This is a genomic window from Paenibacillus sp. FSL R5-0486 (genome assembly GCF_037975155.1).
GTDB classification, from domain to species: domain Bacteria; phylum Bacillota; class Bacilli; order Paenibacillales; family Paenibacillaceae; genus Paenibacillus; species Paenibacillus amylolyticus.
This window is the reverse complement of sequence record NZ_CP150237.1, coordinates 1,507,708-1,532,493: the sequence shown is the minus strand read 5'-3', so window position 1 is coordinate 1,532,493 and position 24,786 is coordinate 1,507,708. Positions and strand designations below refer to the sequence as shown.

General features: G+C 46.2%; 19 protein-coding genes. 3 read left to right on the top strand and 16 right to left on the bottom strand.

What is annotated here, in order from left to right; genetic code table 11:
• Positions 1-15: 15 nt before the first annotated feature.
• From MKY01_RS06710 to MKY01_RS06685, 6 genes are all read right to left on the bottom strand, one after another.
• Positions 16-675 carry a sugar transferase gene (locus MKY01_RS06710; protein ID WP_047844154.1) on the bottom strand — a complete coding sequence of 220 codons (660 nt, stop codon included), beginning with the start codon at positions 673-675 and terminating at the stop codon, positions 16-18.
• Between the two features lie 35 nt (positions 676-710).
• Positions 711-1,613, bottom strand: a complete 903-nt coding sequence (gene galU / locus MKY01_RS06705) for a UTP--glucose-1-phosphate uridylyltransferase GalU (protein WP_036611572.1) — start codon at positions 1,611-1,613, stop codon at positions 711-713.
• A gap of 187 nt (positions 1,614-1,800) precedes the next feature.
• Positions 1,801-2,478, bottom strand: coding sequence for a CpsD/CapB family tyrosine-protein kinase (locus tag MKY01_RS06700; RefSeq protein ID WP_036611333.1), 678 nt, complete (start codon positions 2,476-2,478; stop codon positions 1,801-1,803).
• On the bottom strand, positions 2,459-3,214 hold the full coding sequence (locus MKY01_RS06695) for a Wzz/FepE/Etk N-terminal domain-containing protein (protein ID WP_253506264.1): 756 nt from the start codon (positions 3,212-3,214) through the stop codon (positions 2,459-2,461). Before MKY01_RS06695 ends, MKY01_RS06700 begins: the two co-directional genes overlap by 20 nt.
• 32 nt (positions 3,215-3,246) lie before the next feature.
• Complete coding sequence (locus MKY01_RS06690) at positions 3,247-4,005, bottom strand: CpsB/CapC family capsule biosynthesis tyrosine phosphatase (protein WP_036611338.1); 759 nt, start codon at positions 4,003-4,005, stop codon at positions 3,247-3,249.
• Positions 4,006-4,160: 155 nt separating this feature from the next.
• On the bottom strand, positions 4,161-4,565 hold the full coding sequence (locus MKY01_RS06685) for a hypothetical protein (protein ID WP_127551237.1): 405 nt from the start codon (positions 4,563-4,565) through the stop codon (positions 4,161-4,163).
• 378 nt (positions 4,566-4,943) lie between these two features.
• Here MKY01_RS06685 and MKY01_RS06680 point away from each other — a divergent pair, with 378 nt between their 5' ends.
• Positions 4,944-5,312, top strand: coding sequence for a helix-turn-helix transcriptional regulator (locus MKY01_RS06680; RefSeq protein ID WP_076251429.1), 369 nt, complete (start codon positions 4,944-4,946; stop codon positions 5,310-5,312).
• 97 nt (positions 5,313-5,409) lie between these two features.
• Here the strand turns inward: MKY01_RS06680 and MKY01_RS06675 are convergent, their stop codons facing one another.
• The 4 genes from MKY01_RS06675 to MKY01_RS06660 form a co-directional block, all read right to left on the bottom strand.
• Positions 5,410-5,565, bottom strand: coding sequence for a hypothetical protein (locus MKY01_RS06675; RefSeq protein ID WP_017690128.1), 156 nt, complete (start codon positions 5,563-5,565; stop codon positions 5,410-5,412).
• Between the two features lie 230 nt (positions 5,566-5,795).
• Positions 5,796-10,394 (bottom strand): glutamate synthase large subunit, encoded by a 4,599-nt coding sequence (gltB, locus tag MKY01_RS06670; protein ID WP_339285950.1) that lies wholly within the window; start codon positions 10,392-10,394, stop codon positions 5,796-5,798.
• 672 nt (positions 10,395-11,066) lie between these two features.
• Complete coding sequence (locus tag MKY01_RS06665) at positions 11,067-13,349, bottom strand: YhgE/Pip domain-containing protein (protein ID WP_127551241.1); 2,283 nt, start codon at positions 13,347-13,349, stop codon at positions 11,067-11,069.
• 206 nt (positions 13,350-13,555) lie between these two features.
• Positions 13,556-14,137 (bottom strand): TetR/AcrR family transcriptional regulator, encoded by a 582-nt coding sequence (locus MKY01_RS06660; RefSeq protein ID WP_036611349.1) that lies wholly within the window; start codon positions 14,135-14,137, stop codon positions 13,556-13,558.
• 382 nt (positions 14,138-14,519) lie between these two features.
• Between MKY01_RS06660 and MKY01_RS06655 the strand changes: the two genes are divergently transcribed.
• Positions 14,520-15,734, top strand: coding sequence for a glycosyltransferase (locus MKY01_RS06655; protein WP_339285948.1), 1,215 nt, complete (start codon positions 14,520-14,522; stop codon positions 15,732-15,734).
• Positions 15,735-16,009: 275 nt separating this feature from the next.
• Here the strand turns inward: MKY01_RS06655 and MKY01_RS06650 are convergent, their stop codons facing one another.
• Both MKY01_RS06650 and thpR read right to left on the bottom strand, forming a co-directional pair.
• Positions 16,010-16,867 carry a cell wall hydrolase gene (locus tag MKY01_RS06650; protein ID WP_036611353.1) on the bottom strand — a complete coding sequence of 286 codons (858 nt, stop codon included), beginning with the start codon at positions 16,865-16,867 and terminating at the stop codon, positions 16,010-16,012.
• A gap of 130 nt (positions 16,868-16,997) precedes the next feature.
• The gene (gene thpR / locus MKY01_RS06645) at positions 16,998-17,600 is read right to left on the bottom strand and encodes an RNA 2',3'-cyclic phosphodiesterase (protein WP_339285946.1); all 603 of its coding nucleotides are present in this window, start codon (positions 17,598-17,600) and stop codon (positions 16,998-17,000) included.
• Between the two features lie 207 nt (positions 17,601-17,807).
• Between thpR and MKY01_RS06640 the strand changes: the two genes are divergently transcribed.
• Positions 17,808-18,764, top strand: coding sequence for a D-2-hydroxyacid dehydrogenase (locus tag MKY01_RS06640; RefSeq protein ID WP_339285944.1), 957 nt, complete (start codon positions 17,808-17,810; stop codon positions 18,762-18,764).
• 130 nt (positions 18,765-18,894) lie between these two features.
• Here the strand turns inward: MKY01_RS06640 and MKY01_RS06635 are convergent, their stop codons facing one another.
• The 4 genes from MKY01_RS06635 to dgt form a co-directional block, all read right to left on the bottom strand.
• Positions 18,895-19,872: an RsmD family RNA methyltransferase gene (locus tag MKY01_RS06635; RefSeq protein WP_339285942.1), complete on the bottom strand. Its 978-nt coding sequence runs from the start codon at positions 19,870-19,872 to the stop codon at positions 18,895-18,897.
• Positions 19,873-20,213: 341 nt separating this feature from the next.
• Positions 20,214-21,926, bottom strand: a complete 1,713-nt coding sequence (locus tag MKY01_RS06630) for a methyl-accepting chemotaxis protein (protein ID WP_339285940.1) — start codon at positions 21,924-21,926, stop codon at positions 20,214-20,216.
• 284 nt (positions 21,927-22,210) lie between these two features.
• Positions 22,211-23,215 (bottom strand): MsnO8 family LLM class oxidoreductase, encoded by a 1,005-nt coding sequence (locus MKY01_RS06625; RefSeq protein ID WP_339287109.1) that lies wholly within the window; start codon positions 23,213-23,215, stop codon positions 22,211-22,213.
• Between the two features lie 42 nt (positions 23,216-23,257).
• Positions 23,258-24,673 carry a dGTP triphosphohydrolase gene (gene dgt / locus MKY01_RS06620; protein WP_076209597.1) on the bottom strand — a complete coding sequence of 472 codons (1,416 nt, stop codon included), beginning with the start codon at positions 24,671-24,673 and terminating at the stop codon, positions 23,258-23,260.
• Positions 24,674-24,786: the final 113 nt, after the last annotated feature.

Sequence of the window (24,786 nt, the reverse complement as noted above, 5' to 3'; positions counted from 1 at the left end):
AGCCAGAATCGTGTTTCAAAACGCATCCTTCGAACCTACCAGCACCTTGAACGTTCTGAAGATAATTTTGATATCCACCATCATGCTGCGCTCACGGGCATACGTCAGATCCAGCTCCACCATTTCCTCAAAACCAACACTATTTCGACCGCTGACTTGCCATAATCCCGTACATCCCGGGATCATCTGAAGACGTTGTCTGTCATAGGAAGTGTAGTTCTTCACTTCCCTGGGCAGAGCCGGTCTGGGTCCAACGAGACTCATCTCTCCTCTGAACACGTTCCACAACTGTGGCAGCTCATCCAGACTGGTTTTCCGAATGAACTTGCCAATCCGGGTAATCCGGGGATCATTCTTCATTTTGAACATATTCCCGTTCACTTCATTCTGATCAATCAGTTGTTCCAGCAGATCTTCTGCATTCGCAACCATGGACCTGAATTTGTACATATGAAACTCTTTTCCATTCTGTCCTACTCGTACCTGACGAAAAAAAACAGACCCCTGCGGGGCCTCGATTTTGATCAGTAATCCGATGACCGCAAACAAGGGGCACAAAATGATCAAACCTATGAAAGAACCCAGCAAATCGAGCATTCTTTTCATAAATAGATACACTTTATCCGCATTTTGTCCTGACATCGTTGATGCATTGTACCCCAGACTTGGGTCCATAACAATCTCCGCTTCCTTCGATTGGGGAGATGGACTCATTCAAACTCCCCCCCGGCTACATGTTCTACCGACTCTTTTTCCAGAATCTGTTGCAGAGCTTGCAGCATTGGAATTCTAAGTTCCTGTTTTTGCAGAGCGAAGTCGATGGTTGTCAAAATGAATCCCAGTTTCTCGCCAACGTCATAACGTACTCCCTCGAAATCGTAAGCATACACTCCTTGTGTCTCATTTAAGCGCTGAATCGCATCTGTTAATTGAATTTCTCCCCCTTGACCAATCTCTTGTTGCTCCAAATGTTCGAAAATCTCTGGACTCAGTACGTATCTCCCCATAATCGCCAGGTTGGAAGGCGCTGTGCCTTGGGCAGGTTTCTCTACGAACCTGAGAACCTCTGTCAAACGGCCATCCGATTGAAGCGGGTCTACAATGCCGTATCTGTCTGTTTGTTCAGCAAGTACGGTTTGTACGCCAACAATGGAATGTTGAACCTGATCATATTGATCGATCAATTGTTTGGTGCATGGAACTTCCGATACGACGATGTCATCTCCGAGCAACACGGCAAAAGGTTCGTCACCGATAAAGTTACGTGCACACCAGACAGCATGACCAAGTCCTTTGGCCTCTTTTTGTCTTATGTAGTGGATATCCACGTTAGAGGATTTGCGAACCTCTTCAAGCAGGCCCAGCTTCCCTTTTTCCAGCAAGTTATGTTCCAATTCAAAAGCGTTGTCGAAATGATCTTCAATTGCCCGCTTCCCTTTACCCGTTACGATGATGATGTCTTCAATTCCAGAGGCAATGGCTTCCTCAACGATATACTGTATGGTTGGTTTGTCCACAATAGGGAGCATTTCTTTGGGCATCGCTTTTGTGGCTGGCAAAAATCGTGTACCTAGTCCAGCTGCAGGAATGATTGCTTTTCTCACTTTTTTCATAAATACCACCCTATCCTCTTTTTTTTTTAGTTTGATAAAGTTGAACCAGGGCATCTAACCCGTCCTCACGTCATACCTTCGACGATTAACGTCTAAGGTTCATTGAACCCACAGCATGACCGAGTGCCTACAGTGATAAAGGTGCAGTAGACATTACCTGTTTACTTGGGAGCATTGGATGGAAGGTTTACTTCTCTCCGTAGCCCACCGGAACTGCAGCGTTTTTGATATTGTTCAGGATTGCGCCCAGAATTCGTGCATTCACATGCTCCAGAGCAGCCTTGGTCTTCTTCACCAGTTCCTTCTTGACCTTGCCCGAGTTCACGACCAGTAACACACCATCACACAGCGAACTCACAATGAGTGCATCCGTTACCGCAAGCACCGGTGGTGTATCAAACATGATGACATCATATTGATCCTCTAACTTCTCAATCAGCCTTTTCATCCGGTTGGAACCGATCATCTCGGAAGGGTTCGGCGGAATTGGGCCAGAAGTGAACAATTGGAGATTGTCGATATAACTCTCTCTAAGCACGTCTTCCACACTGTACTGATTAGACAGCACACTACTAAGACCGATATGATTGGGTACGGAAAACACCTGGTGCAAGGAAGGATTACGCAGATCCGCATCGATCAGCAGAACTTTTTTGCCTTCCTGGGCATAGGTTACCGCCAGATTGCTAATGGTTGTGGTCTTTCCTTCGCCGGATTCAGCGGAAGCCACCATGATTTTTTTGATATGACTGTCGATTGAGGAGAACTGGATGTTCGTCCGTAATTTACGGTATCCCTCCGAGATCTGAGATTTGGAGTTAAAATAGGTCACCAGACTGTTATTTTCATTGGTTAGCCGCGACATATTTGCCATCCCCCACTTTCTGTTGAGATACGTAATTTTTCGTATTTTTCAGATCGTCTTTTTTCATTTTGGATATCACGGTAAGCACAGGCAGACCCAGCTCTTTTTCAAGTTCGGCTTCGGATTTGAATGTGTCATCCAGATAATCCATCAGGAATACAAGTGCAATGGCGAGCACAAGACCTGCGAACAGACTGACAATGATGCTTAATGTGGTTTTCATATTGATTGGAGATGCGTTACTATCCACTTTTGCTTCACTGAGGATAGCCACATTATCGATTTTCATGATTAGGGGGATTTGAGATTGGAACACGTTGGAGATGGCATTGACCGTTTTTGCGGCTTTTTCGTAGGTAGTCCCTTGTACAGTTATGCTCATCACTTGGGATTCGCTGGCTGTAGAGACGGAAGTGCTATTCATGAGCTGAGCAGAGGTTAAGCCTAGGTCCGGATACGTGGTAGCGACTTTATCCATAATGGCGGAAGATTTAATAATTTCTCTGTATGAGTTAATGAGTTTGATATTGGTTTGAATCATGCTGAAGTCCATCATCGCCTGGCCTTGAACGTTAGAGGTCTGGTTCACGATCAGTTTGGAACTTGCCTCATAGATGGGCTGGGTGAAGAAAATGCTTTTAACCCCTGCACCCACACCGGCTATCAAAGCAATTGCAACAATCAACCACAGTTTCTTTTGTAAGAGTCGAAAATATCCTTTCAGTTCCACTTTCATTCCTCCTATACGTTGTGATCTATCCTATGTAACTACCAGATGGACAGTAGCCATTTGCGAGGTTTCCAGCGTTCTGTGACCAGACACGAATTTGATAGAATGTGCGACGCATTCTCTGCCAGCCGCTTAACGGCTTCAGCTCCAAATCGACGCTCGATGGCCCGCTCTCCTTCACTTATGGCAAATGTCCTTTTGCACGTATCATGTGCATCTGATGAAATGAAATGAAACCCGTTTTCTTTGCAAAAATGAAAACACCACTGCCGAACTTTCCGTCCGAAAAGCCCAGTGAAAGATTGAGCTGTGAGCTGACATAGTCCGCCTTGACTCAAGTAATCAGCCAACAACTTTGGCTTCTTCAAAATGACACGATTACGTTCCGGATGAGCAATAATAGGGGTAATTCCCGCTATTCGTAATTCATGCAGTATCCTGGGGAACTGTGAGGGAATATGACCAAAGGGCAGTTCCAGCAACATGTAACGACTTCCGGCGAGTGTGCAGCACTTTCCTGCATATAAGTCTCCAATCAGGTTGTCATGCACCCTGATCTCCTGTCCGGGACGGATCTCCAGGCGAATGTTACGTTTGCGAAGTTCTGCATGGAGCAGGTTCACGGCCTGATTGACCACCATCGGTTCATTGTTGTATTGCCCGTTCAGGTGATGCGGAGTAGCAATAATGGAGGTAATTCCTGAGGCTGCCGCCTTCTCAGCCATCGCAACGGACTGCTCCATTCGAACAGGACCATCATCTAGGCCGGATAATATGTGGCAGTGCATTTCAACCATATCCAAACTTCCTGAAATAGTATGAGCCCCCTCGCCCCTTTATTCATTGCGCAAATGCTTTTGGTGTTAAAGAACTAATGCATAACGCTATGAAATATAGTAAAATGGCGTTAAGTACATGTTTTGTTCAGAAATTGTTAAGAATCGACTTGGAATTATATGGTGAAATCAATGTAATGATAGGGTTCCTGCAGAGCCTTTTGTTCTGTTGCCTTTTCATACTGAAAACGGGAAACCGCGGGAAACTGAACTTCAGTAAGCATTGTGTTTAACTGTCCAGTTATATATAGTTTCTGTTCGTGCTGAATATGCAAGTTTGAATGATACATTGTGAGCTCTCCGAAGGGCTGTTTCCATTGCAACCTTGCGTGAAGTCGTACACATACATGTTGATCTTCAACATCCAAACCAATGAGCATTTCTGATGATACCGGCAAGTTCAGGTCGCTCAGGAAGGTGATTGCTTGAGTGTCCATTCCAAGTAACAGAACAGGGCGTCTTTTGCGGTCTACCATTTTCCCATGAAACTCCTGAATGTACATATGGACATTTAATTTCATATCAGCCCATTCCTGAATTATTGAATACATGGTTTCATTCCTTTAGAATGGATTAGCCTACATGGACTGCCTCCACTTCCTTCTCACAGGTATATGGTCCAGGCAACAAGGAGATACTTAAAATATTCCAAATGATACATTTTGTAACTCCATACGTCCAATTTACGATACAATACGTATCATGTCAAGCGGTATTTGGACATGGTTCTTTTGATTTACGACAATTTGAGATGTCCTTAGACAGACCTATTTACAAATGGAAATGGGTTAAAGGAAACACATGAGGAGTTACTCTTTTGCAGGAAAGCTGCCCTGATCAAACACTTGGCTCAGGATTGTTTCAATATATATTTGATGTCGTTCAGGGGGAAATAGCTTATGAGCTACGGAAATCGCATTGCAGAATTACGGGAACAGCGGGGACTTACTCAAGAAGAACTTGCGAGCTCCATTCATATTACAAGAGCTGCTCTCTCCCACTACGAGAAGAATCGACGTAAACCGGATTTCGAAGTGTTAACGAGACTTGCTGACATCTTTGAGGTGTCTATCGATTATCTTATAGGACGTACAAAGCAAAGTGATGTCGTGATGGATGAAGACGTACGTGATTTCGTGGATACCTTGGAGTTATCGGACAAAGAAGTGTTAGAACGCTTCGATCTGATGATTGATGGGAAGTCTTTAACAGAAGAAGAGGCACGTCGTTTTATTGCATTTGTCCGAATGGAACGCAGCATGGACTAAACCCGAAAAGAGGACCCAGTTCCCGAGAGATAACCTCTCTGGCTTCTGGGCTTTTTTTGTGTCTTAATTCCCTTTCATTCCATGCTTGTCTATTGTGTCAAGGACGCTTGTTGTTGACGGAGGATACGAAATGGTTCCAACGCTCCGGGTCGATTCCGCATTGCAGTAACACCTTCATGATGTCCATCTGGGTTGCTTCGACTTGTTTACCTGTCGGCCTACGATCGTCCCTGTTTGGATGCTTCATATTCATTCCGCTAACCTCTCTTATCTTTATACTTTCCCTGCCCTCCAAAACTAGCCTTATTATACTTGAGAAAGTTCCTCGATGTTGTCGTCTCATGGCGATAACGTTTTTTGATGGGGTTCTAATTTTGTCGAAAGCAAAATAGGAGCAATATGGTGCCGGAATGGCAACCATATTGCTCCTATTATTCTTAATACAACCTGTTCATGCACTTATAACTTTGAACAAGGAAGTTATTAACCTCCAGCACGTGCAAGTTCACGCATATTCGCTTCAAACGCTGCAAGCAGCGCTGCTTCTCCAGTCAAACCTGTTGCCTGAATCCGTTCGATCTGTTCTGTCATACGTTTGAAGTCCTTCGGAATAACCCGAACGAACTGATTCAGCGCATCTTGCCAGTTATCCAGAACGCGCTGACCGACAGCACTTCCTGTGTTGGCAACATGACGTTGAATCATGCCTCGCAGATCTGCACTTTCTGCCACATCTTCGATACGCTCCAAAAGAACCATTTCCAGATTACAACGTTTCAGGAATGTGCCTTCCGGATCATACACATAGGCAATACCTCCGGACATCCCTGCTGCAAAGTTACGACCTGTATCGCCCAGTACAACGACACGTCCACCTGTCATATACTCACAACCATGGTCGCCTACACCTTCAACAACTACTTTGGCGCCCGAGTTACGTACAGCAAATCGCTCACCCGCAATACCACGGATATACGCTTCACCGCTTGTTGCTCCGTAGAGAGCCGTATTACCAATAATGATGTTATCTTCCGCCTCAAACGTTGCTTTCGGAGAAGGCATCACGATCAGTTTACCTCCGGACAGTCCTTTACCTACGTAGTCATTGGAATCCCCTTCAACGGTCAAGGTCATACCTTTAGGTACAAAGGCCCCAAAGCTTTGTCCGGCAGAGCCGACAAACTTAAATTTAACCGTATCTTCAGGCAATCCTGCGAGTCCATATTTGCGTGTGATCTCACTACCCAAAATGGTACCTACTGCACGGTTAACGTTTGTAATTGGAAGCACCGCTTCAACCGGTTGACTGGATTCAATAGCAGCCTGTGCCAGTGGCAACAATTGTTGCATATCCAGCGTTTCTTCCAATTGGTGATTCTGATGCTGTGTACGGTAACGTGCAGAACCTTCCGGCATTTCAGGCACGTGCAGCAATACAGACAGATCCACACCTTTTTTCTTCCAGTGATCTACGGCTTCTACCGTTTCGAGGCAATCTGTACGTCCGACCATCTCCTGAATAGTACGGAAACCAAGATCAGCCATGATCTCACGCACATCTTCAGCAACAAATCGCATGAAGTTAACCACATGAGCTGGATCACCCATATAATTTTTACGCAATTCCGGATTCTGTGTCGCTACACCAACCGGACAGGTATCCATCTGACAGACACGCATCATGATACAGCCAAGTGCAACGAGCGGTGCCGTAGAGAATCCATACTCTTCTGCTCCTAGCAAGGCAGCAATCGCCAGGTCACGGCCGTTAAGCATTTTGCCATCTGTTTCGAGGACAACACGGTCACGCAGATTGTTCAACATCAACGTTTGATGTGTCTCTGCAAGACCTAGTTCCCAAGGCATACCTGCGTGGCGAATCGAACCTTGCGGCGATGCACCTGTACCACCGTCATAACCGCTGACAAGGATAATATCGGCACGGCCTTTGGCTACACCAGCTGCGATGGTACCCACACCCACTTCCGATACCAGCTTCACGTTAATCTCAGCACGCGGATTGGCATTTTTCAAGTCATAGATCAACTCTGCCAGATCTTCGATTGAGTAGATATCGTGATGCGGTGGTGGCGAGATCAGACCTACACCCGGTGTAGATCCACGAACTTCAGCAACCCAAGGATACACTTTACGTCCTGGCAGCTGTCCGCCTTCACCTGGTTTAGCTCCCTGAGCCATTTTAATCTGAATCTCATCGGCATTAACCAAATAGTTGGATGTAACACCAAAACGTCCGGATGCTACCTGTTTAATCGCACTGCGACGGGAATCCCCGTTGCTATCTTTAATGAAGCGAGCCGGATCTTCTCCACCTTCACCGGTATTGGATTTACCTCCAACACGGTTCATAGCGATGGCAAGATCTTCATGCGCCTCTTTACTGATCGAACCGAAGGACATTGCACCTGTTTTGAATCGACGCATGATATCTTCTACGGATTCAACTTCTTCGAGTGGAATGGAAGCTCCTACCGGTTTCAGCTTCAGCATGGAGCGAATGGTCAACAATTGATCATTCTCACCTTGCACAAGTTTGGAATATTTTTTATACAGCTTGTAATCCCCAGTGCGTACCGCATGTTGCAGGGTATGAATGGTTTGCGGATTGAACAGATGCTCTTCTCCGTCGTTACGCCATTGATAATCCCCACCGGAATCCAATACTTTATCGTTACCGTCTTTTTCCGTAAAGGCACGGTTATGATGTGTCAACGCTTCGGCTGCCACTTCTTCCAACCCAATTCCACCGATACGGGAAGGTGTCCAGGTAAAGTAACGGTCAACGAAGTCTGATTTCAGACCCACCGCTTCGAAGATTTGAGCTCCACGATACGATTGAATCGTAGAAATCCCCATTTTGGACAACACTTTAGTAACGCCTTTGGTAGCTGCTTTAATGTAGTTTTTCACTGCTTTCTCATGCGAGATACCACGCAGCAATCCTTGCTGAATCATGTCATCCAGCGTTTCAAAGGCCAGATAAGGGTTCACCGCACTTACACCATAACCCAGCAGCAACGCGTAGTGGTGAATATCACGCGGTTCTGCCGATTCAAGCATAATGCTGACTTTGGTTCTGGTTCCCTGGCGAATCAGATGGTGATGCAGACCTGCTACAGCAAGCAATGCAGGAATGGCAGCATTCTCTGCGTCCACACCGCGGTCAGACAGGATCAGAATGTTATGACCTTTGTCGATGACACGATCTGCAGCTTCGAAGAGCAAATCCATCGCTTTGCGAAGTCCTTCTGCCCCTTCCGCAGCGGTGAAGAAGATTGGAATCGTCATGGAGCGGAAGCCTGGGCGACGCACATGGCGAATCTTCGCAAAGTCTTCATTAGACAATACCGGTGTATCCAGACGGATCTGGCGACAACTCTCCGGTTCAGGGTTCAGCAAGTTGCGCTCAGGACCAATGGTTGTTGCCGTAGACGTTACAATCTCTTCACGGATTGCATCGATTGGCGGGTTGGTTACCTGGGCGAACATCTGTTTAAAGTAGTTGTACAGACGCTGTGGACGATCGGACAGCACAGCCAGCGGTGCATCATAACCCATCGAGCCCGTAGCTTCCATACCGGTTGTTGCCATCGGCTCCAGGATTTTACGTAGTTCTTCAAATGTATAACCATAAGCGAGCTGAAGCTGGGTCACGTTATCATGTTTTGGATCAGGAAGTTCCGGTGCGTCCGGCAACTCGCTCAGATCCATCAAATGCTCATCAAGCCAATCCTGATACGGATTCTCGGCTGCAATGATTGCTTTTACTTCCTCATCCGCGATGATGCGGCCTTCTTGTGTATCCACAAGCAACATCCGACCTGGACGCAGACGATCTTTGTACAGGATCTCTTCCGGCGCAATATCAAGTACCCCAACTTCGGAGGACAGGATAATACGGTCATCCTTGGTTACATAATAACGAGCTGGACGCAATCCATTACGGTCAAGTGTTGCACCAATTTGCAAACCATCTGTAAAGGCCATTGCTGCTGGTCCATCCCAAGGCTCCATCATCGTGCTGTGATATTCATAAAATGCTTTTTTGGCAGGGTCCATGCCCTCATCTGTGCTCCAAGGTTCAGGAACCATCATCATCGCCACGTGTGGCAGGGAACGACCACTCAGATACAGGAACTCCAGCGTGTTATCAAACATGGCTGTATCCGAACCGTCCGGATTGATAACCGGTTTTACTTTCGCGATGTCGTTACCAAACAACTCGCTCTCGAACAAGGATTGCCGTGCATGCATCCAGTTCACGTTACCACGCATCGTATTGATCTCACCGTTGTGGATCATGAAGCGATACGGGTGGGCACGTTCCCAGCTGGGGAAGGTGTTGGTACTGAAACGGGAATGCACAAGTCCAATGGCCGATTCCACGAGTTCTTCCTGCAGATCCAGATAGAACCCGCCAACTTGTTCAGTTGTCAGCATGCCTTTATATACAATTTTGCGACAAGACATGCTCGGAAGGTAGAACGAACCACCTTCTGCTTCATCTGCGGAATAACGAATAGCCAGCTCAGCGCGTCTGCGAATAACATACAGCTTACGCTCGAATCCAAGCTCATCCTTCACATCTGCGGATCTTCCAATAAACACCTGACGTACATAAGGTTTTGCTGCAAGCGCAGAACGGCCAAGCATTTCATCAAAAGTAGGAACATCCCGGAAACCCAGGAACGTCTGACCTTCTTCTTCAATAATCTTCTTAAGGCTCTCTTCATGCGCACTGCGAATGGCAGGGTCCTGGGAAAGGAACAACATCCCTACGCCATAGAATCCCTGTTCAGGCAATGCAAAACCAAGGCGTTTCGCTTCCTGTGCAAAGAAGCGATGTGGAATCTGAATCAGGATACCTGCTCCGTCACCGGAATTCGGCTCACTTCCCTGTCCTCCACGGTGTTCCATGTTACTAAGCATGGTCAGTGCCTGACTAACGATATCGTGTGAAGGTACTCCTTTGATGTTGGCAACAAAACCCATTCCGCATGCGTCTTTTTCGAACTGCGGGTCATACAGACCCTGTTTTGGAGGTAATCCGATGTGTCTCATGGAACGCAACCTTTCTATAATGAAGTATTTCGGAAAGATCAAGAACATAGGCAACAGGCAACAATGAAACGGGAGGAGCTGGCCTTTCGCTTGCGATAGAGCCTGCTAGATAGAAGAGGTGACAGCATGAGACTGTCAAAAATAATGCCTGCTATTGGGCAGAAGCCATTAAATGAGATGAGCTGATCCGGACGATCCGGCAAACAGCCTGTATAAATCAACACGCAGCCGCTGGCACGGCTACTGAAATGGAGCGACGTTTTTTTGATATAGTTCTATTATTTTAACACCGACCTAACATCAGCGCAATTTAAACTTTTTAATACCTCTGATAAGAAATGTTTTGCAGTACAGCTTTACAGTAGTGACGTTTAAATTCATCTCTTTTTCGAATAATTATACACTTTTTAAGCCAGAGTACAACTGAATTAAATTGCTGACAGAAGAAAATCGTTCCATGTGCCGCCTACGTTTATCCATAATTCCACCAAATTTTCACTGCTTAAGCCAGCGAAACTTTACTTCTCTATGCATTTGTATACAAAATAGCCTGCAACCCCTTTTTAGGGTCACAGGCTATTTGCACTATTTGACTACTATATTGCATAATTTCACTACAAGAAAATAAAGTTTTTTTTCAAAAATATGACCCTGCTGAAGATCAGGTTCGACTTATGCCGTCACAACTTGACCAGAATCAGCCTGTTCGACTTCTTTTTTCGGACGTCTGCCATTCCAGAGGAAGTAAGCAAGCGTCAGCAGAATGGATACACCTGCATAGATGCTAAGAATACCTGCCTGATGCCACATCACATCCAGATTACCACTCGATACTACGGCTTTGAAGCCCATAATGCTGTGTGTCATTGGCAACCAAGGGCTAAATGCCTGAAGCCATGATGGAATCAGTTCTACCGGGAAGGTTCCTGCACTAGCCGCAAGCTGGAAGACCAGAAGCAGAATGACAACATAACGTCCAGGCAGATCCAGCCAGGTTACAAGTGCCTGAACGATCAACATGAAGGTCAGCCCCGTAATAATGGTAAACAGATAGAACAGCCCTACGCTGTGCGTCTCCAGTCCAAGACCATATAACATGAAACTTGCCACGATAACTGATTGGAAAATACTTACGGACCCAAATACCAGTGTCCGGCTGACAAAACGATTCCAGCCTGTTGCACCAGGTACGGACGTTTCCCGCATTTTCAATACAATCGTGGAAATCAACGATCCCACAAACAGACCGATTGACAGGAAGAACGGTGTCAATCCTGTACCATAATTGCTCACGTTCTCTGCTGTATTCTCCGAGGAGTTTACCGGTTCAGCGAACATGTTCACTACATCATCCGTTTTCTTAACTTCGGATGTTTTCTGTGCGGCATCATTCAGCTTGGTTTCCAATTCACTCGAGCCATCTTTTAGCTCAGTAAGGCCGTCAGCCAGTTTGCCCGCGCCATCACCCAATTGCTTGGAACCATCGGTTAGTGAACTAACGCCACCACTGAGTTTACCTACACCCGTTTGCAAAGCTGTTGTTCCTGAGCCCAGTTGCTTGGCACCATCTGCAAGCAATGTACCGCCACTTGCAGCATCACCCAATTTGCCGCTGAACTGCTTCAGACCATCGGAGAGTTTCGCTCCTCCTTGACTAAGCTGCCCTGCACCAGCCAGCAATTGTTTCTGACCATCCACCAGCTGGTTCGCACCAGCAAGAAGTTGCTCCTGACCTCCATGAAGCTCAGTTGCACCCGCAGCCAGTTGCTGGTTGCCCTGATGTAGCTGATCTGCACCTTGTGCCAGCTTCTGCTCACTCTCATGCAGTTGTGCACTGCCGTCAGCAACAGCCTCACTTGCCGCAAGCAGTTTCTGTACATCCGCATTTTCGGCCAGTTCGGGGTTCGATGCAGCAAGCTGTTTCAATCCGGCGGCTACGCCCTGTGCACCATCAGCAACCTTGGAACTGCCATCTACAGCCGATTGCAGGCCTGTTGCCAGTGTACCACTGCCCTGAACAGCACTTTGCAGACCATCCGACAGCTTCGCACTGCCCTGTTCTGATGATTTCAGACCAGCCTGCAACTTACTTGTGCCATCCAGTGAAGACTGGAGTCCAGTTTCCAACTTGGCGCTGCCATCCTTCAACTGATCTGCTCCGCTCTGAAGCTGGCTCGAAGCAGCTGCCTGAAGCTGTTGCAGACCGGATACAAGATTTGATGTTCCACTTTCAAGCTTGGTTGCCCCTGTGTGCAACGCGTTAACACCATCACTTAATGGAGAAAGTCCTTCCTGAAGTTCAAGCGTTCCGGATGCAAGCTTCGCCAGGTTATCCTTGAGCTTAACAGCACCATCATCCAGTTTGCCTGCACCGGTATTCAGTTCACCCGCCCCATCGCCTGCCTCAGCCAAGCCATCCGATACTTCGGAGAACTTGTCGAGCAATGTCTCTGCATAGGATTCCGTTACTTTGGCTGAGACTTTTGCTTTCAGGTCCTTAATAGCGGTCTTACCGATCTGTGCACCAACAAAACTGTAATTGCCATTCGGTTCATAGATCAGATCAGCCGGCTCCGGCTTGTCATCCAGCAATGTTGTTGCCTGAGATGAGAAGTTCTCCGGAATCGTAATTTGCATATAATATTTGTCATTACTCATGCCTTCTTTGGCTTGACTGGCACTGACAAAGTCCCATTTAAAATCGCCATTTTTCTTCAGCTCATCCACCAGATCACTACCTACATGGAGGGATTTGCCCTCCAGCTCAGCACCTTTATCCAGATTGACAACGGCAACCGGCATCTCATCCACATGACCATACGGGTCCCAATAGGCTGCCAGATAGATGCCACTATACAGGATCGGTATAAACATAATTGCAATAACAGGGATCAACACCTTCGGGTTTCTCACGGCCGATCCCACATCCTTGAAAAACACGGATAAAGATTTCATGTCATTTTCTCCCCTTAATCTCTCTGCTCAATGAGCAGGAATAACCATAATGAAATACAATGTCGCATTCCAGAAAACATACTGAAACACGAAGTGACCACTTTCCTCAAACGGTCACTTTAGGACAAAAAAACAACCTGTCTTCCGACAAGCCTCCCTGCTTGATACGCGTGAAAATCCTTATATTATAGTAGATTAAATTTGGATTACGTTACAGCAGCAATTCCTTCCATTAAGAAAAGGCGAAAGTAAGTCTTAATTTCCTCTTTGCTCAGCGGTTGATGTTGTTTGCTCCAGTCTGAGGTGAGTGCAATATACAGGCGAATCATCATAAATGCGACGACTTGCGGATCACAATCTCGAATCTCTCCATTGTCTTTCGCTTTCTCAAGCTCCTTAGCCAGAAAGTCGGAGATTACTTTCTCCACCTTGTCCAAGCCTTCCTTGGCCTGCAGTGTTCCAAAGTCCTTCAGCTCCTGAGATAACTTAACGAGCAGATCGTGATCACGACGAAACTCTAACAAGGCATCCAGTACCCGAAACAGATTATCGAAAAATGCACTTTCCTGATGTACTTCACGATGCGCGATGTTCTTCATTTCCTGAATCACTTCTACCAGGATCTGATCAAACAATTGTTCCTTATTGGTGAAAAACGTATAGATCGTTCCTTTGCCAACGTTCGCAATCTTGGCGACCTGATCCATCGTCGTTGCTTTGTATCCAAACATGGCAAACGACTGGGCTGCTGCATGAATAACCTGCTGTCTCCTGTCAATCGGAGCCATCTAATCCCTCCTTTAATCACATTCATTGTTCAATCGCTCTACATAAATGACCAGAAATACAATTCAGTCATTCGGTCAAAAACTACAATACCACCTTCTAAAACAGATTGCAACCCTAACATTTTAAAAATTGTGTTAATATTTTTTAACCTAAATGCAGTGGAAACTCCTTCTGTCGTCGTCTATAGTGTAAGATGACTCAGATAATACGTGTATATAATGAAGTTTAAGTTGTCTCATTGTAAGATATATGGTGTAAATATTTATAGAAGAAACATGATTTTGTGCTTCAATGTATATTCATGTAGTAACGCATTCCATAGCTAGAATAAACAATGAATATCTTCTTTTTGAATTAAAACTTATGAATAAAGGTGAACTCATGCGAAAACCAAGAGTGCTCTTATTATCGGAAGGTTTCGGTACCGGTCACACTCAGGCCGCTCATGCGCTGGCACATGGCATCAAAAAAGTCAGTCCACATGTTCACAGTCGTGTCATTGAACTAGGCAAATTTTTGAACCCAACGGTAGCTCCACTAATTTTCTCTGCATATCGAAAGACACTATCGGTTCAACCCAAACTGGTCAGCCTGTTGTACCGCACACAGTACAATAAATCATTAAATGGTTTTACCAAGCTGGCGTTGCACCGAATTTTCTATACACAGACGGCACAGGTCGTATCCCAACTGAAACCCGATGCGGTGATCTGTACCCATCCTTTTCCGAATGCTGTCATCTCCCGGCTCAAACGCCAGGGTCTGAATATCCCGCTCTATACGGTCGTGACGGATTATGACGTGCACGGAACATGGATTAATCCGGAAGTGAACAAATATCTGGTCTCTACCCCTCAGGTCAAAGCATTGCTTGAAATCCGGGGTGTAGATCCCTCCCATATTCAGATCACGGGAATCCCTGTGCATCCAGACTTCTGGGAAGCTGGAGATAAAGTGAAGCTACGGGAAGAGATGGGGCTTCAGAACATGCCTACAGCGCTACTTATGGGTGGTGGATGGGGACTTTCGTTTGATGAGGATCATATGAAAGCTCTCACGTCTTGGGCAGATCGTGTTCAATTGGTCTTCTGTCTAGGAAGCAATGAAAAAATGATCGCAAAAATGAAGGAAATGCCTTGCTTCCAGCACCCGAATATTCGTATTCTGGGATATACACGGGAAGTAAGCAAACTGATGGATGTATCCGATGTGCTGATTACGAAGCCAGGTGGCATGACATGCACTGAAGCGTTGGCCAAGGGTCTACCGATGTTGTTCATTCCTCCGATTGCAGGTCAAGAGGAAGAGAACTGTGAATACTTTGTACAAGCCGGATACGGCCACGTCATTCACTCTGCCGACGTGATCACCAATCGTTTCAGACAACTAGTGGAGCAGGCATCTACTCAAACTGAAAGCCCGCTGAACGTAGCGCATCATTCAGGTAACCATTCGGTCTATGATCCGAAGTGCTGTGCTCAAGCTGTTCATGACTTATTGTTTCCGACGACAGCCGAAGTCACAACAACCTCCGTGGAGCGCTTCACAGCCGGAATTACTGCCACGTCCTTGTCAGGTACCAGAATACCATTCTGACGCCTCTACGGACCTATAGAACAGCTCTCACGAGGTGTTATAGGGGACAAGACAATTGCTCACGATATACAAAGAAGGTTCCCTTCCGAATTTTTGGAAGGGAACCTTCTTTTATTTTCACTAATTCCACCGTATGATTTGGCAGAAAAAAGGGTAATTTAGAGTATAACGATATTTTTTAATAACGAAATAAAACTACGATTCAGGCTTTTTCAAGGGCCGTGTGAAGCACACACAGTTAACTACCCTGCCTGTTTGCAGAATTTACGGGTCGATTACTTGTAAAAAGTATGATGACCGATCGTTTTTACTTTTTTCTGCGAGCGAGCAACTGTCAGATCGTCGGCAAGCGTCAATGATAAAAAATAATACGTATCATCGGCAACTTCCTTCTTCCCATTCAACGCAGCATTCACTGCTTTGATGCTGTCCTCGTTGGGAACCACACGTTTCATACGTCCGTTCGCTACAGGACTAAACTGGGATTTCTGATAGATGACCTTGTAAATGGTATCGGGAAAATTGGCTGACCGTAGCCGGTTTAAGACAACATTGGCAACTGCCACTTTGCCTTCGTACGGTTCACCTTCCGCTTCTGCCATGACAATTTTTTGCAGCAGATGCAGTTCTTTATCGGACACACTGTATGACCAGGTTGCAAGTTTCGAGTCTTCCTGGTTCAGAAGTTTGGTCCGTGTAAAGTATAGTTTTTGGGGGGGAGTTGTTACAGCAGCGACTTCTTTGGCACGTTTCACTTTGGCCAATTTCAGTGCAGCTTCTTTTTTTGCTTTGGCCGCAGCTACCGCTCTAGCTTTGTTCTTGGCCTTGGCTTCTTGCAGTTCCTGCTCTTCTTGAGCAGTCGTAAGCCAGTTCTTCGCTGGCAGAGATTCAGTCCACGCTACGGTTTGGGCAGACAGATTAGAGGACAGACTTGTCCCATCTTCCATCATGCGCCTCTCTTCTTGCGTAGATGTTTGGTTATTTTGCACAGAAGCCGTAAGTTCGGTCATCTGTTTACTATCACTAGCTTCATTCCACTTCCCCGTCGCCTGAACGACATTTACCCCCACTATACATACAAGCAGCACTGATAACATCGGTGCTACCCAACGATTTTTGCTTATAATGTTCATTCGAAGATTCCTCCTGTCGAAACAATTCCCTTAACTAAGTAACCCAAAAAAAAGAATTTGAATAACGATGGCTAATATTACATAGGGATAAACGTTATGTCAATGTGATTTTATGGCATAAAAATGATTATCAGGAAAAAGTGAACGTATCCACGACCTCATACATTGGCAATTGTCCCAGCCTTGTCACATAAAGTACAATGTCCTCCACCATCCATGAATTAACACCTGTGGAATGTTCCGGAAGCACTCCAGATACCCCTTTATTTTCATTACCTGGAAGCTGTCCCAGATATTTTCTGGCGATGGTAATGTGGGGAGCATAAGGTCTTAATTCAGCTTCATACCCCAGGGGCGAAGTCGCCTGCACGATTTGTTTTTGCAATGAAAACAAGCGCTCTATCTCTCCGCTAACACCCTTCCAAAGCACCTTAGGTGCTTCTTCAAGTCCAAATGTGCCCCAGTCGGAAAGCTGAAGTTCAAACGGCTGAAATCCGCTTGCTGCTGAGCGCAATGCTTTTCGCAGGTGCCCAATGTCACTAACTAACGTATCCCCCAGAAATTGCAAGGTTATATGATAATCTCTATGATCTGTCCATTTACGAAAATCTAGCTTGTTCTGTACAAGCCTCGCATCCATCTGAAGAGACTGCTGAACAGCAACAGGAAGACGAATTGCTACAAACAATCTTTCCCGTCGGGATGAATGATCCTGATGTGATTGGTTATTCATTGCATACACCTCTCTAAAGTTCGCTCTATTATTTCATAACTATACATATCGTTTCAAGTTGGGTAAGTATAGAGTGACACAAATATAACCATTTGCAAATAAGGCTAGATTCCTGCATTTCCCACCTTAATGCACATCCAACACCAAATCTGATACACTTTAATCATCAAACTCATCAAACTATTTATCTCAGGAGGACCACACATTATGGGTAAAATTGTATGTTTTCCATCTCTATCCGAAGAACAGCAACAACGAATTCAGAATACTGCACCAGGATACACCCTGAAATTCGGAAAAGCCAAGGAATTGGACCCCGCTGAGTTGAAAGAAGCTGAGATTATTCTCGGCTGGTCCCCACTCGTCACAGAACATGCATTGAAACAGGATAGCCTGTTGAAGTGGGTTCAGGTCTGGTCTGCTGGTGTGGACAATCTCCCCTTCGCAGATTTGCAACAAAAGAACGTTCAGGTCACCAGTGCAAATGGAGTTCACGCGATTCCAATCACCGAAATTATTCTGGGCATGATGTTATCCCACAGTCGCTGGCTGAGAAAAGCTATGCTGCATCAACAGCAGGTCGAATGGAAAGCTCCTGCCAAACCACTGCCGGAACTGCATGGCAAAACAGCGGTCATCGTTGGTGTAGGTGAGATCGGTACGGAAACAGCCCGTATTCTCAAAGCACTCGGCATGCGCACAATCGGAGTTCGCCGCTCAGGTAAGGATGTCCCCAATGTGGACCAAATGTACGACATGACCGGTTTACATGAAGCCTTGAGCCAGGGCGATTATGTAATTAACATTTTACCGCTAACTGATGAAACCAAACATATATATGATCAAACTGCATTTGAGCAGTTCCGATCCGGTGCCTGCTTTGTCAATGTAGGCCGTGGCCCCAGTGTGAAAACGGAAGCCTTGCTGAATGCACTCCAAAACGGCCAAGTTGCCTTCGCCGCACTGGACGTGTTCGAAGAAGAACCTCTTCCTGCAGACCACCCGCTATGGGGCATGGATAACGTGTTAATTACGCCTCACATCGCAGGAAGTACAGAGCAATACGCGGATCGAGCAGTCGATATTTTCATCAAAAATCTGGAAGCTTACGTCGCTGGCGATACACTGCCGTTGAACCTTGTGGATTATAGTCATAAATATTAACACAAACACCCGTTCCCATGCAATATTGTGCAAATCAGATCAACGATATCAATGGATATGTACGCAATAAAAAACGCTACCTCTGGGAAATCTAAATTCCCTTAGAGGTAGCGTTTTTGTTTTTTTACGCTTACATACACAGCCAAATATGACGTATAAACGTGCCTTTGTGTACTTTTCGGTACTCTTTTACAGTCCATCCCGCTTCCAACAAGTGCTCTTCTACCCACTCTGTGGAAACAATCACCGCCCGTTTTGCCAATCTGCGCAAACTCTCCAGCATGGCTCGTTGCTCAGCATCGGGAAGTACAGAGCAGAGATTATAGGGCATGTCCAGAATTGCCGCATCATACAAATCTTGCAGTTCATTCATATCCCCCAGTGTGATTCGATCTGAATCATATCCATAATGCGGCAGATTGATTCGCGCACCTCGGACAGCCAGCGGATTGAGATCGTTACCTTTTGCATCAATTCCCATGGATAAAGCCTCAATCACAACCGTTCCCATACCACAGCATGGATCAAGCAACCGATGGTTTTCTACTCTCGGAACAGCAATGTTAACCAGCGCTCTCGCAAGCGTGATGCCAAATCCAGTTGAGTAATTTTGCGGCTTCTGCCGATGAATCTGCCATGATCGATCCGCTTCTGTCCACTGGCCCAAGATCCATTTTTCTCCTGTTCGGATTAGGCCGAAAGTCACCTTAGGTTGTTTCATCTGTGCCTTGCCTTTAATGCACATGCCAACTTCTTTTTCCAGTTGACGAGACTGTGCATAATCAGGGGCTTGATCCCCTTCTTTTAGACAAACTACCTTGAATGTCTCATCTGGCAACAGGTGAATATTTTTGGCAAGAGGAAGCAGATCCATCACAGTCTCCCCTTCGCCGATCACGTCTAGTCTGCCGTGGATAAAAGGACTGCGTCCAGGTGGAATACATCGTTCAGACCACACATACGACCCCATATCCATACGGATCTCCGAACTCGGTTCAAGCAGCGTAGTCAACTCCAGCATGCATAATTCTTGCTCGTTCTCGTGGCAAGCAAAGGTGTAGAGGTGTTTCCCAGAAGTAGCGTACATACCAAGTGTCTCATCAGGCAAAATTCCCCTCTCCTTCCTTCATTAATCATGTTTCTTCTATATAAATAGTAAGCTCATTGAAGACATATCAAATACGACTCATACGTTTGCTTTCAGGTAGTCATTGTATACAATGTTAGGCTCCTAGACAACTATCCATTTCCTTGCACGTATCTATTTGGAAGAAAAAAAATAAGGTGTTCCCATGTTGAGGAACGCCTTACTTTATTTTGAGATTATAACACTGGAAATCTAATCGTTCTTGCCAGTAAACGTTATAGGCCAACAGCTCATATATCATACTGCTTTCTCACCATTAGCCGCCTGCGTGATTCCAGCTTCTTCTATATAAAAGAAGAAGCTTATATTTTTAATTTTTCAATGGATGTAAGCAAATCTTCCGATAATTCTTTCAGACTTTGAATGTTGCCGCTAATCGTTTCCATAGAACTTACTTGCTCTTCCGCCGATGCAGAAACTTCTTCCACACTCGCTGCCGATTGTTCCGAAACAGCGGAAATCTGCTGACTGAAATCATTCATTCGTCCGCTTGCTTCCTGCATGCCTGCGAGACCATCTGTCATAGTGCCGATGACACCAACCATGCCTTCCACCGATTCGTTAATTGTACGGAAGAGTTGACCTGAAGTAAGCACATGTTGCTGACCCAGTTCGGTCTCCTGAACGTTCGTACGTAATTCCGCAACCACCCCTTGTGACTCCTGCTGAATATCCTCGGTAATCGCCGTGATCTCTTCAACCGAAGTCTGCACAGCCTCAGATAACTTCCTCACTTCTGATGCCACTACGGCGAATCCGCGTCCACTCTCTCCCGCACGCGCTGCCTCAATGGAGGCATTTAATGCCAGCAGATTGGTTTGGCGTGCAATGTCATGAATGACTTGAACCAGCTTGGAAATATCTTCATTTTTACGATTCAACCGTTCCATTTTGTCCATGGAAGCCGAGACCGAGCCGGAAATCTGTTGCATCTGCTGCACCGACTGTTCCATCACCTTGCGACCATTCAGCCCTTGTTCCAGTACACGATCCGACATGACGCGCAACTGGCTGCCTTGTTCCGTATGACTCTGAATGTGATCATTCAACACTTCAACCGTACGAGCTGATTCCACGGCTGTCTCTGCCTGGCTCTCTGCGGCCTTGGCTGACTCTTCCATTGTCACAGCAATCTGGCGACTACCAATCTTAACCTCTTCTGAGGATATTGCCAGTTCCCCACTTTGTAGATTAACAGCTTCCGCAATTCGTCTGACGCTCAGAACCATGGAAGTCAGGTTACCTTTCATGTCATTCACCGCTTTGGCCAGAACACCAACTTCATCCTCATGTTTGGTATGTATGTCCTGAACATTCAATTGTCCTTCTGCAATCAGTTTCACCGCACTAATGACACGTAGCAGTGGTTTCACGACCTGTGAACGAATAATCGGAATGCTGATCGCTGTAATGGCAATCATGACAAGAACACCGATAATGATGATTAATCTACCATCCTGTACCGATCTGATCGTTTGGGCCGCCGCAAGATTGGACTGTTCCTGATTGTATTCCACAAGATAATCAAGATCGACTTGCATGGTGTCAAAGGAATCAGCACCTTTATCAGCTACTTCCTTCGCCAGCTGTGTCTGACCCTCATCACTCAGCTTGATCGATTGCGTATTAATCTTGAGATACGCTTCCCATTTGTTCTTGAACGCATTCCAGTGTTCGAACTCTTCCGCAGACTTCTCCTGCTGATCATAGATTTTAATCGCCTGCGTCGTTTCACGAATATACTTGGTACGCTCTTCTGACAAAAATGCCTTGTCTGTTTCTTCCGCGTCAAAGTGACGATAACTTAGTGACAGGACATGTTCTGTGGTATAATTTAACCGGTTAATTTGCTGGATTGATGGCATCCAATTGTTCGTAATTTCGTTAGTGTTGGTTTCAATTGAATTCATCCGGGTGACAATCGTGACACTCAAAATAATTAAACAGAGGATTAACAAGTAGAACGCGATGCTGATACGCAGACCGATACTCTTGATCTTAAATCTGCTGAACATATGATTTCCCCCTTGACCTCTTCGGTCATCCCGAATTCAGGTGCTTATGTCATTGTTTTCCCTTCTTTTGACCTCTTGTCAAAAGAACTTCTCTATATTATATCGATAGGAAAATAGACGTAAAGTATTATAACATTATTTTGTCATTAAGATGCTTGGTTTTGTAAAAGATTGTTGAATCTTGACAAAGTCCAAACCGAAGAGCTGCAGCATACGGTAAAGTCCCGATCTGCAGCTCTTCGGTTTGTTCGGATTTCAACGGCTAACATCATAAAGTGATCAGCCTAGTTCAGTATTGCTGTCTTATGCTCAGCCAGCAATCGATATGAATCCAACCTGCGCTCATAATCTGGTCCTGCCGTAACCAGAAGCAACCTCTCCGTATCCAGCCTGCGACTCACCTGTTGCAATCGAGCCCATACCTGCTCAGGTGTACCTGCATAGTGTCGTACCGATTCATTTTGATCACTAACGGCTTCATCATTCGTATTAGAGACCGCGGTACCACTTGAATTCGGCTCAGTTGAATTTTCTTTCCCATTCAGCTTGCGCCTCTCCGCCATGTCACGACTCCAGTCCAAAGCATCCGTCTCTGACTCGGCACACAATACGCTCACTGCCACCATAACCTCAGGCTCCTTCATCGTTGCACTAGGCATAAATCCTTCTCGGTATCGCCTTACAGCCTCTTTACCATCGGCATCACTCATGAATTGACCAAAGACATATCCCATGCCAAACCGTGCCGCAAATTCTGCACTCTTCACGTTAGTTCCCAACATCCAGAGTGATAACGGGAGCTCGGGAATCGGACGAGCTGTCACGGAATGATCCTCGTACATGTAACGGTCTTCGAGCAGTTCTGTGAGTGCTGCGAGTGATTCAGGCAGCTTGGACACATGCTGCAAGTAATTGCCACTGAGTGCCATCGTGGCATGAGGTCCACCGCCAGGAGCACGTCCGAGCCCAAGCTCAATGCGCCCCGGATAAAGCACAGCCAGCAGGCGGAACGACTCCGCAACCTTGAGCGGGCTATAATGCGGCAACAAGACCGCACCAGAGCCAAGTTGGATCGTTGTTGTCCTTGCTCCGATGTGCGATAACAGTACTTCAGGAGAGGCCGATGCCAGTTCAGCCATATCATGATGCTCTGACGTCCAGTATCGGGCGTATCCCCAAGCCTCGGCATGTTGCGCAAGTGTCACCGATTGTTGAAGCGCCCGTTCCGCTGTGGCATCGTTCAACCTTGGAACAAGGTCAAGTACGCCCAGACTGAACATCTCACTCATTCGCTTAGCCACGCGTCTCATCTCCCTTTATATCGGTTAATTTTAATCCAGATCGTAGATCGAACCCACCTTCAGACCGTAGAGTTCATTATATATTTTCTCGGCAAATGCATCCGTCATTCCTGCGATATAATCGATCACCATGTGTTCCCAAGTCCAGATCGGCTGGGCTTTGGCTTGATCCTTCTCATACCGCTGCAGCCAGTCGGATGGAATAATGGATTTGGACGTTTCCGGATCGAGGAATGCATCCCATAATCGCTTAATCATCCACTCACTGCGCTTCTGTAGCCGCTGCACACGCAGGTCACGAATCATGGTTACCCAGGCAAAACTTTTGAGCACACTCACCGTACGCAGCATATCGAGGTCTTCAGCCCCTTCACGGACAAAGGTTACCTTCTTCCAGTCGCCGTCGTCAATAACGCCAAGACTGCCTACAAAAAAGCTCACCCAGTAGGCTTTCACCTCACGGCGGGTACGCGAGTAATCGTGCTCGCAGAACGGCATCTTTTCATTCCAGATGCGCAGGAACGAAGCGAGGACCTCTTCTACCTTTTGCCCAATCGCTTCTCGGGTCCATCCGTTCCAGAACAGATCCTCCAGCGTTGTAATTTTATCCACAATCAGTCGATTCACATGCGGATCTTGCAGGAAATGCTCATGTACTTCAATTTTGCCTGCTTTGATGCCATCCTCCAGGTCATGTGAGGAGTACGCAATATCGTCGCAGAGGTCCATTAACTGTGCTTCCAGCGTCTTCTTGCCTGCCGGCACGTTCCAGCGATCACGGATCTCCCGAATATATTGCCACTCATGATGATACATGCCTTTTTTGCTCTCTGTCCCAGGGTACGGATATTTGTTGATTCCTAGTAACACCGCATCAGACAGATTCAGTCCGTCGATATCTTCACGTTTCTCCAAGTGCATAATGAGACGGAAGTTGTGCGCATTGCCTTCAAAATGCTCGTATTTCCGTTTTAACTCGGCACGGACTTCAGACTCGACCTTGGGAACTTTGGCGCTGCGGCTTTTTTTCATGATTTTCTTAGCCTCGGTGTTAATGAGGTCATCCAGAATACCATCTAATACCTCTTCACCTTTATGTCCAAACGGCGGGTGGCCAAAATCATGTGCGATTGCAGCGCACTCCACCACTTCTGAATCAATAATAAGGCCGGGGTTATCCGCACGGTCCCAGTCTACCTCGGGAAAACGGCGAATCAAACTTCGGGCAGCCTCTCGTGCAATCTGTGCCACCTCCAGTGAATGGGTCAAGCGAGTACGATAATAATCACCCGTTCCTGCGCCAAACACCTGCGATTTGCCCTGTAACCGACGGAAGGTCGGTGAATGAATGAGTCTCGAATAGTCTCGTTCATACGCTGCACGAGATCCATCCAATTTGGTTAATTCAGGATATTGTCTATGTTCTCTCAGATCGTTCCATTGCATGGGGATCACTCCTAGCCGACTGTCTCTATTTTGAGTGATTATACACAACATCTGTGGTTTCGAAAAGTAAAACCTGTCTCCGATTGTCATCTCTTCTTACATCAACTTGTAAT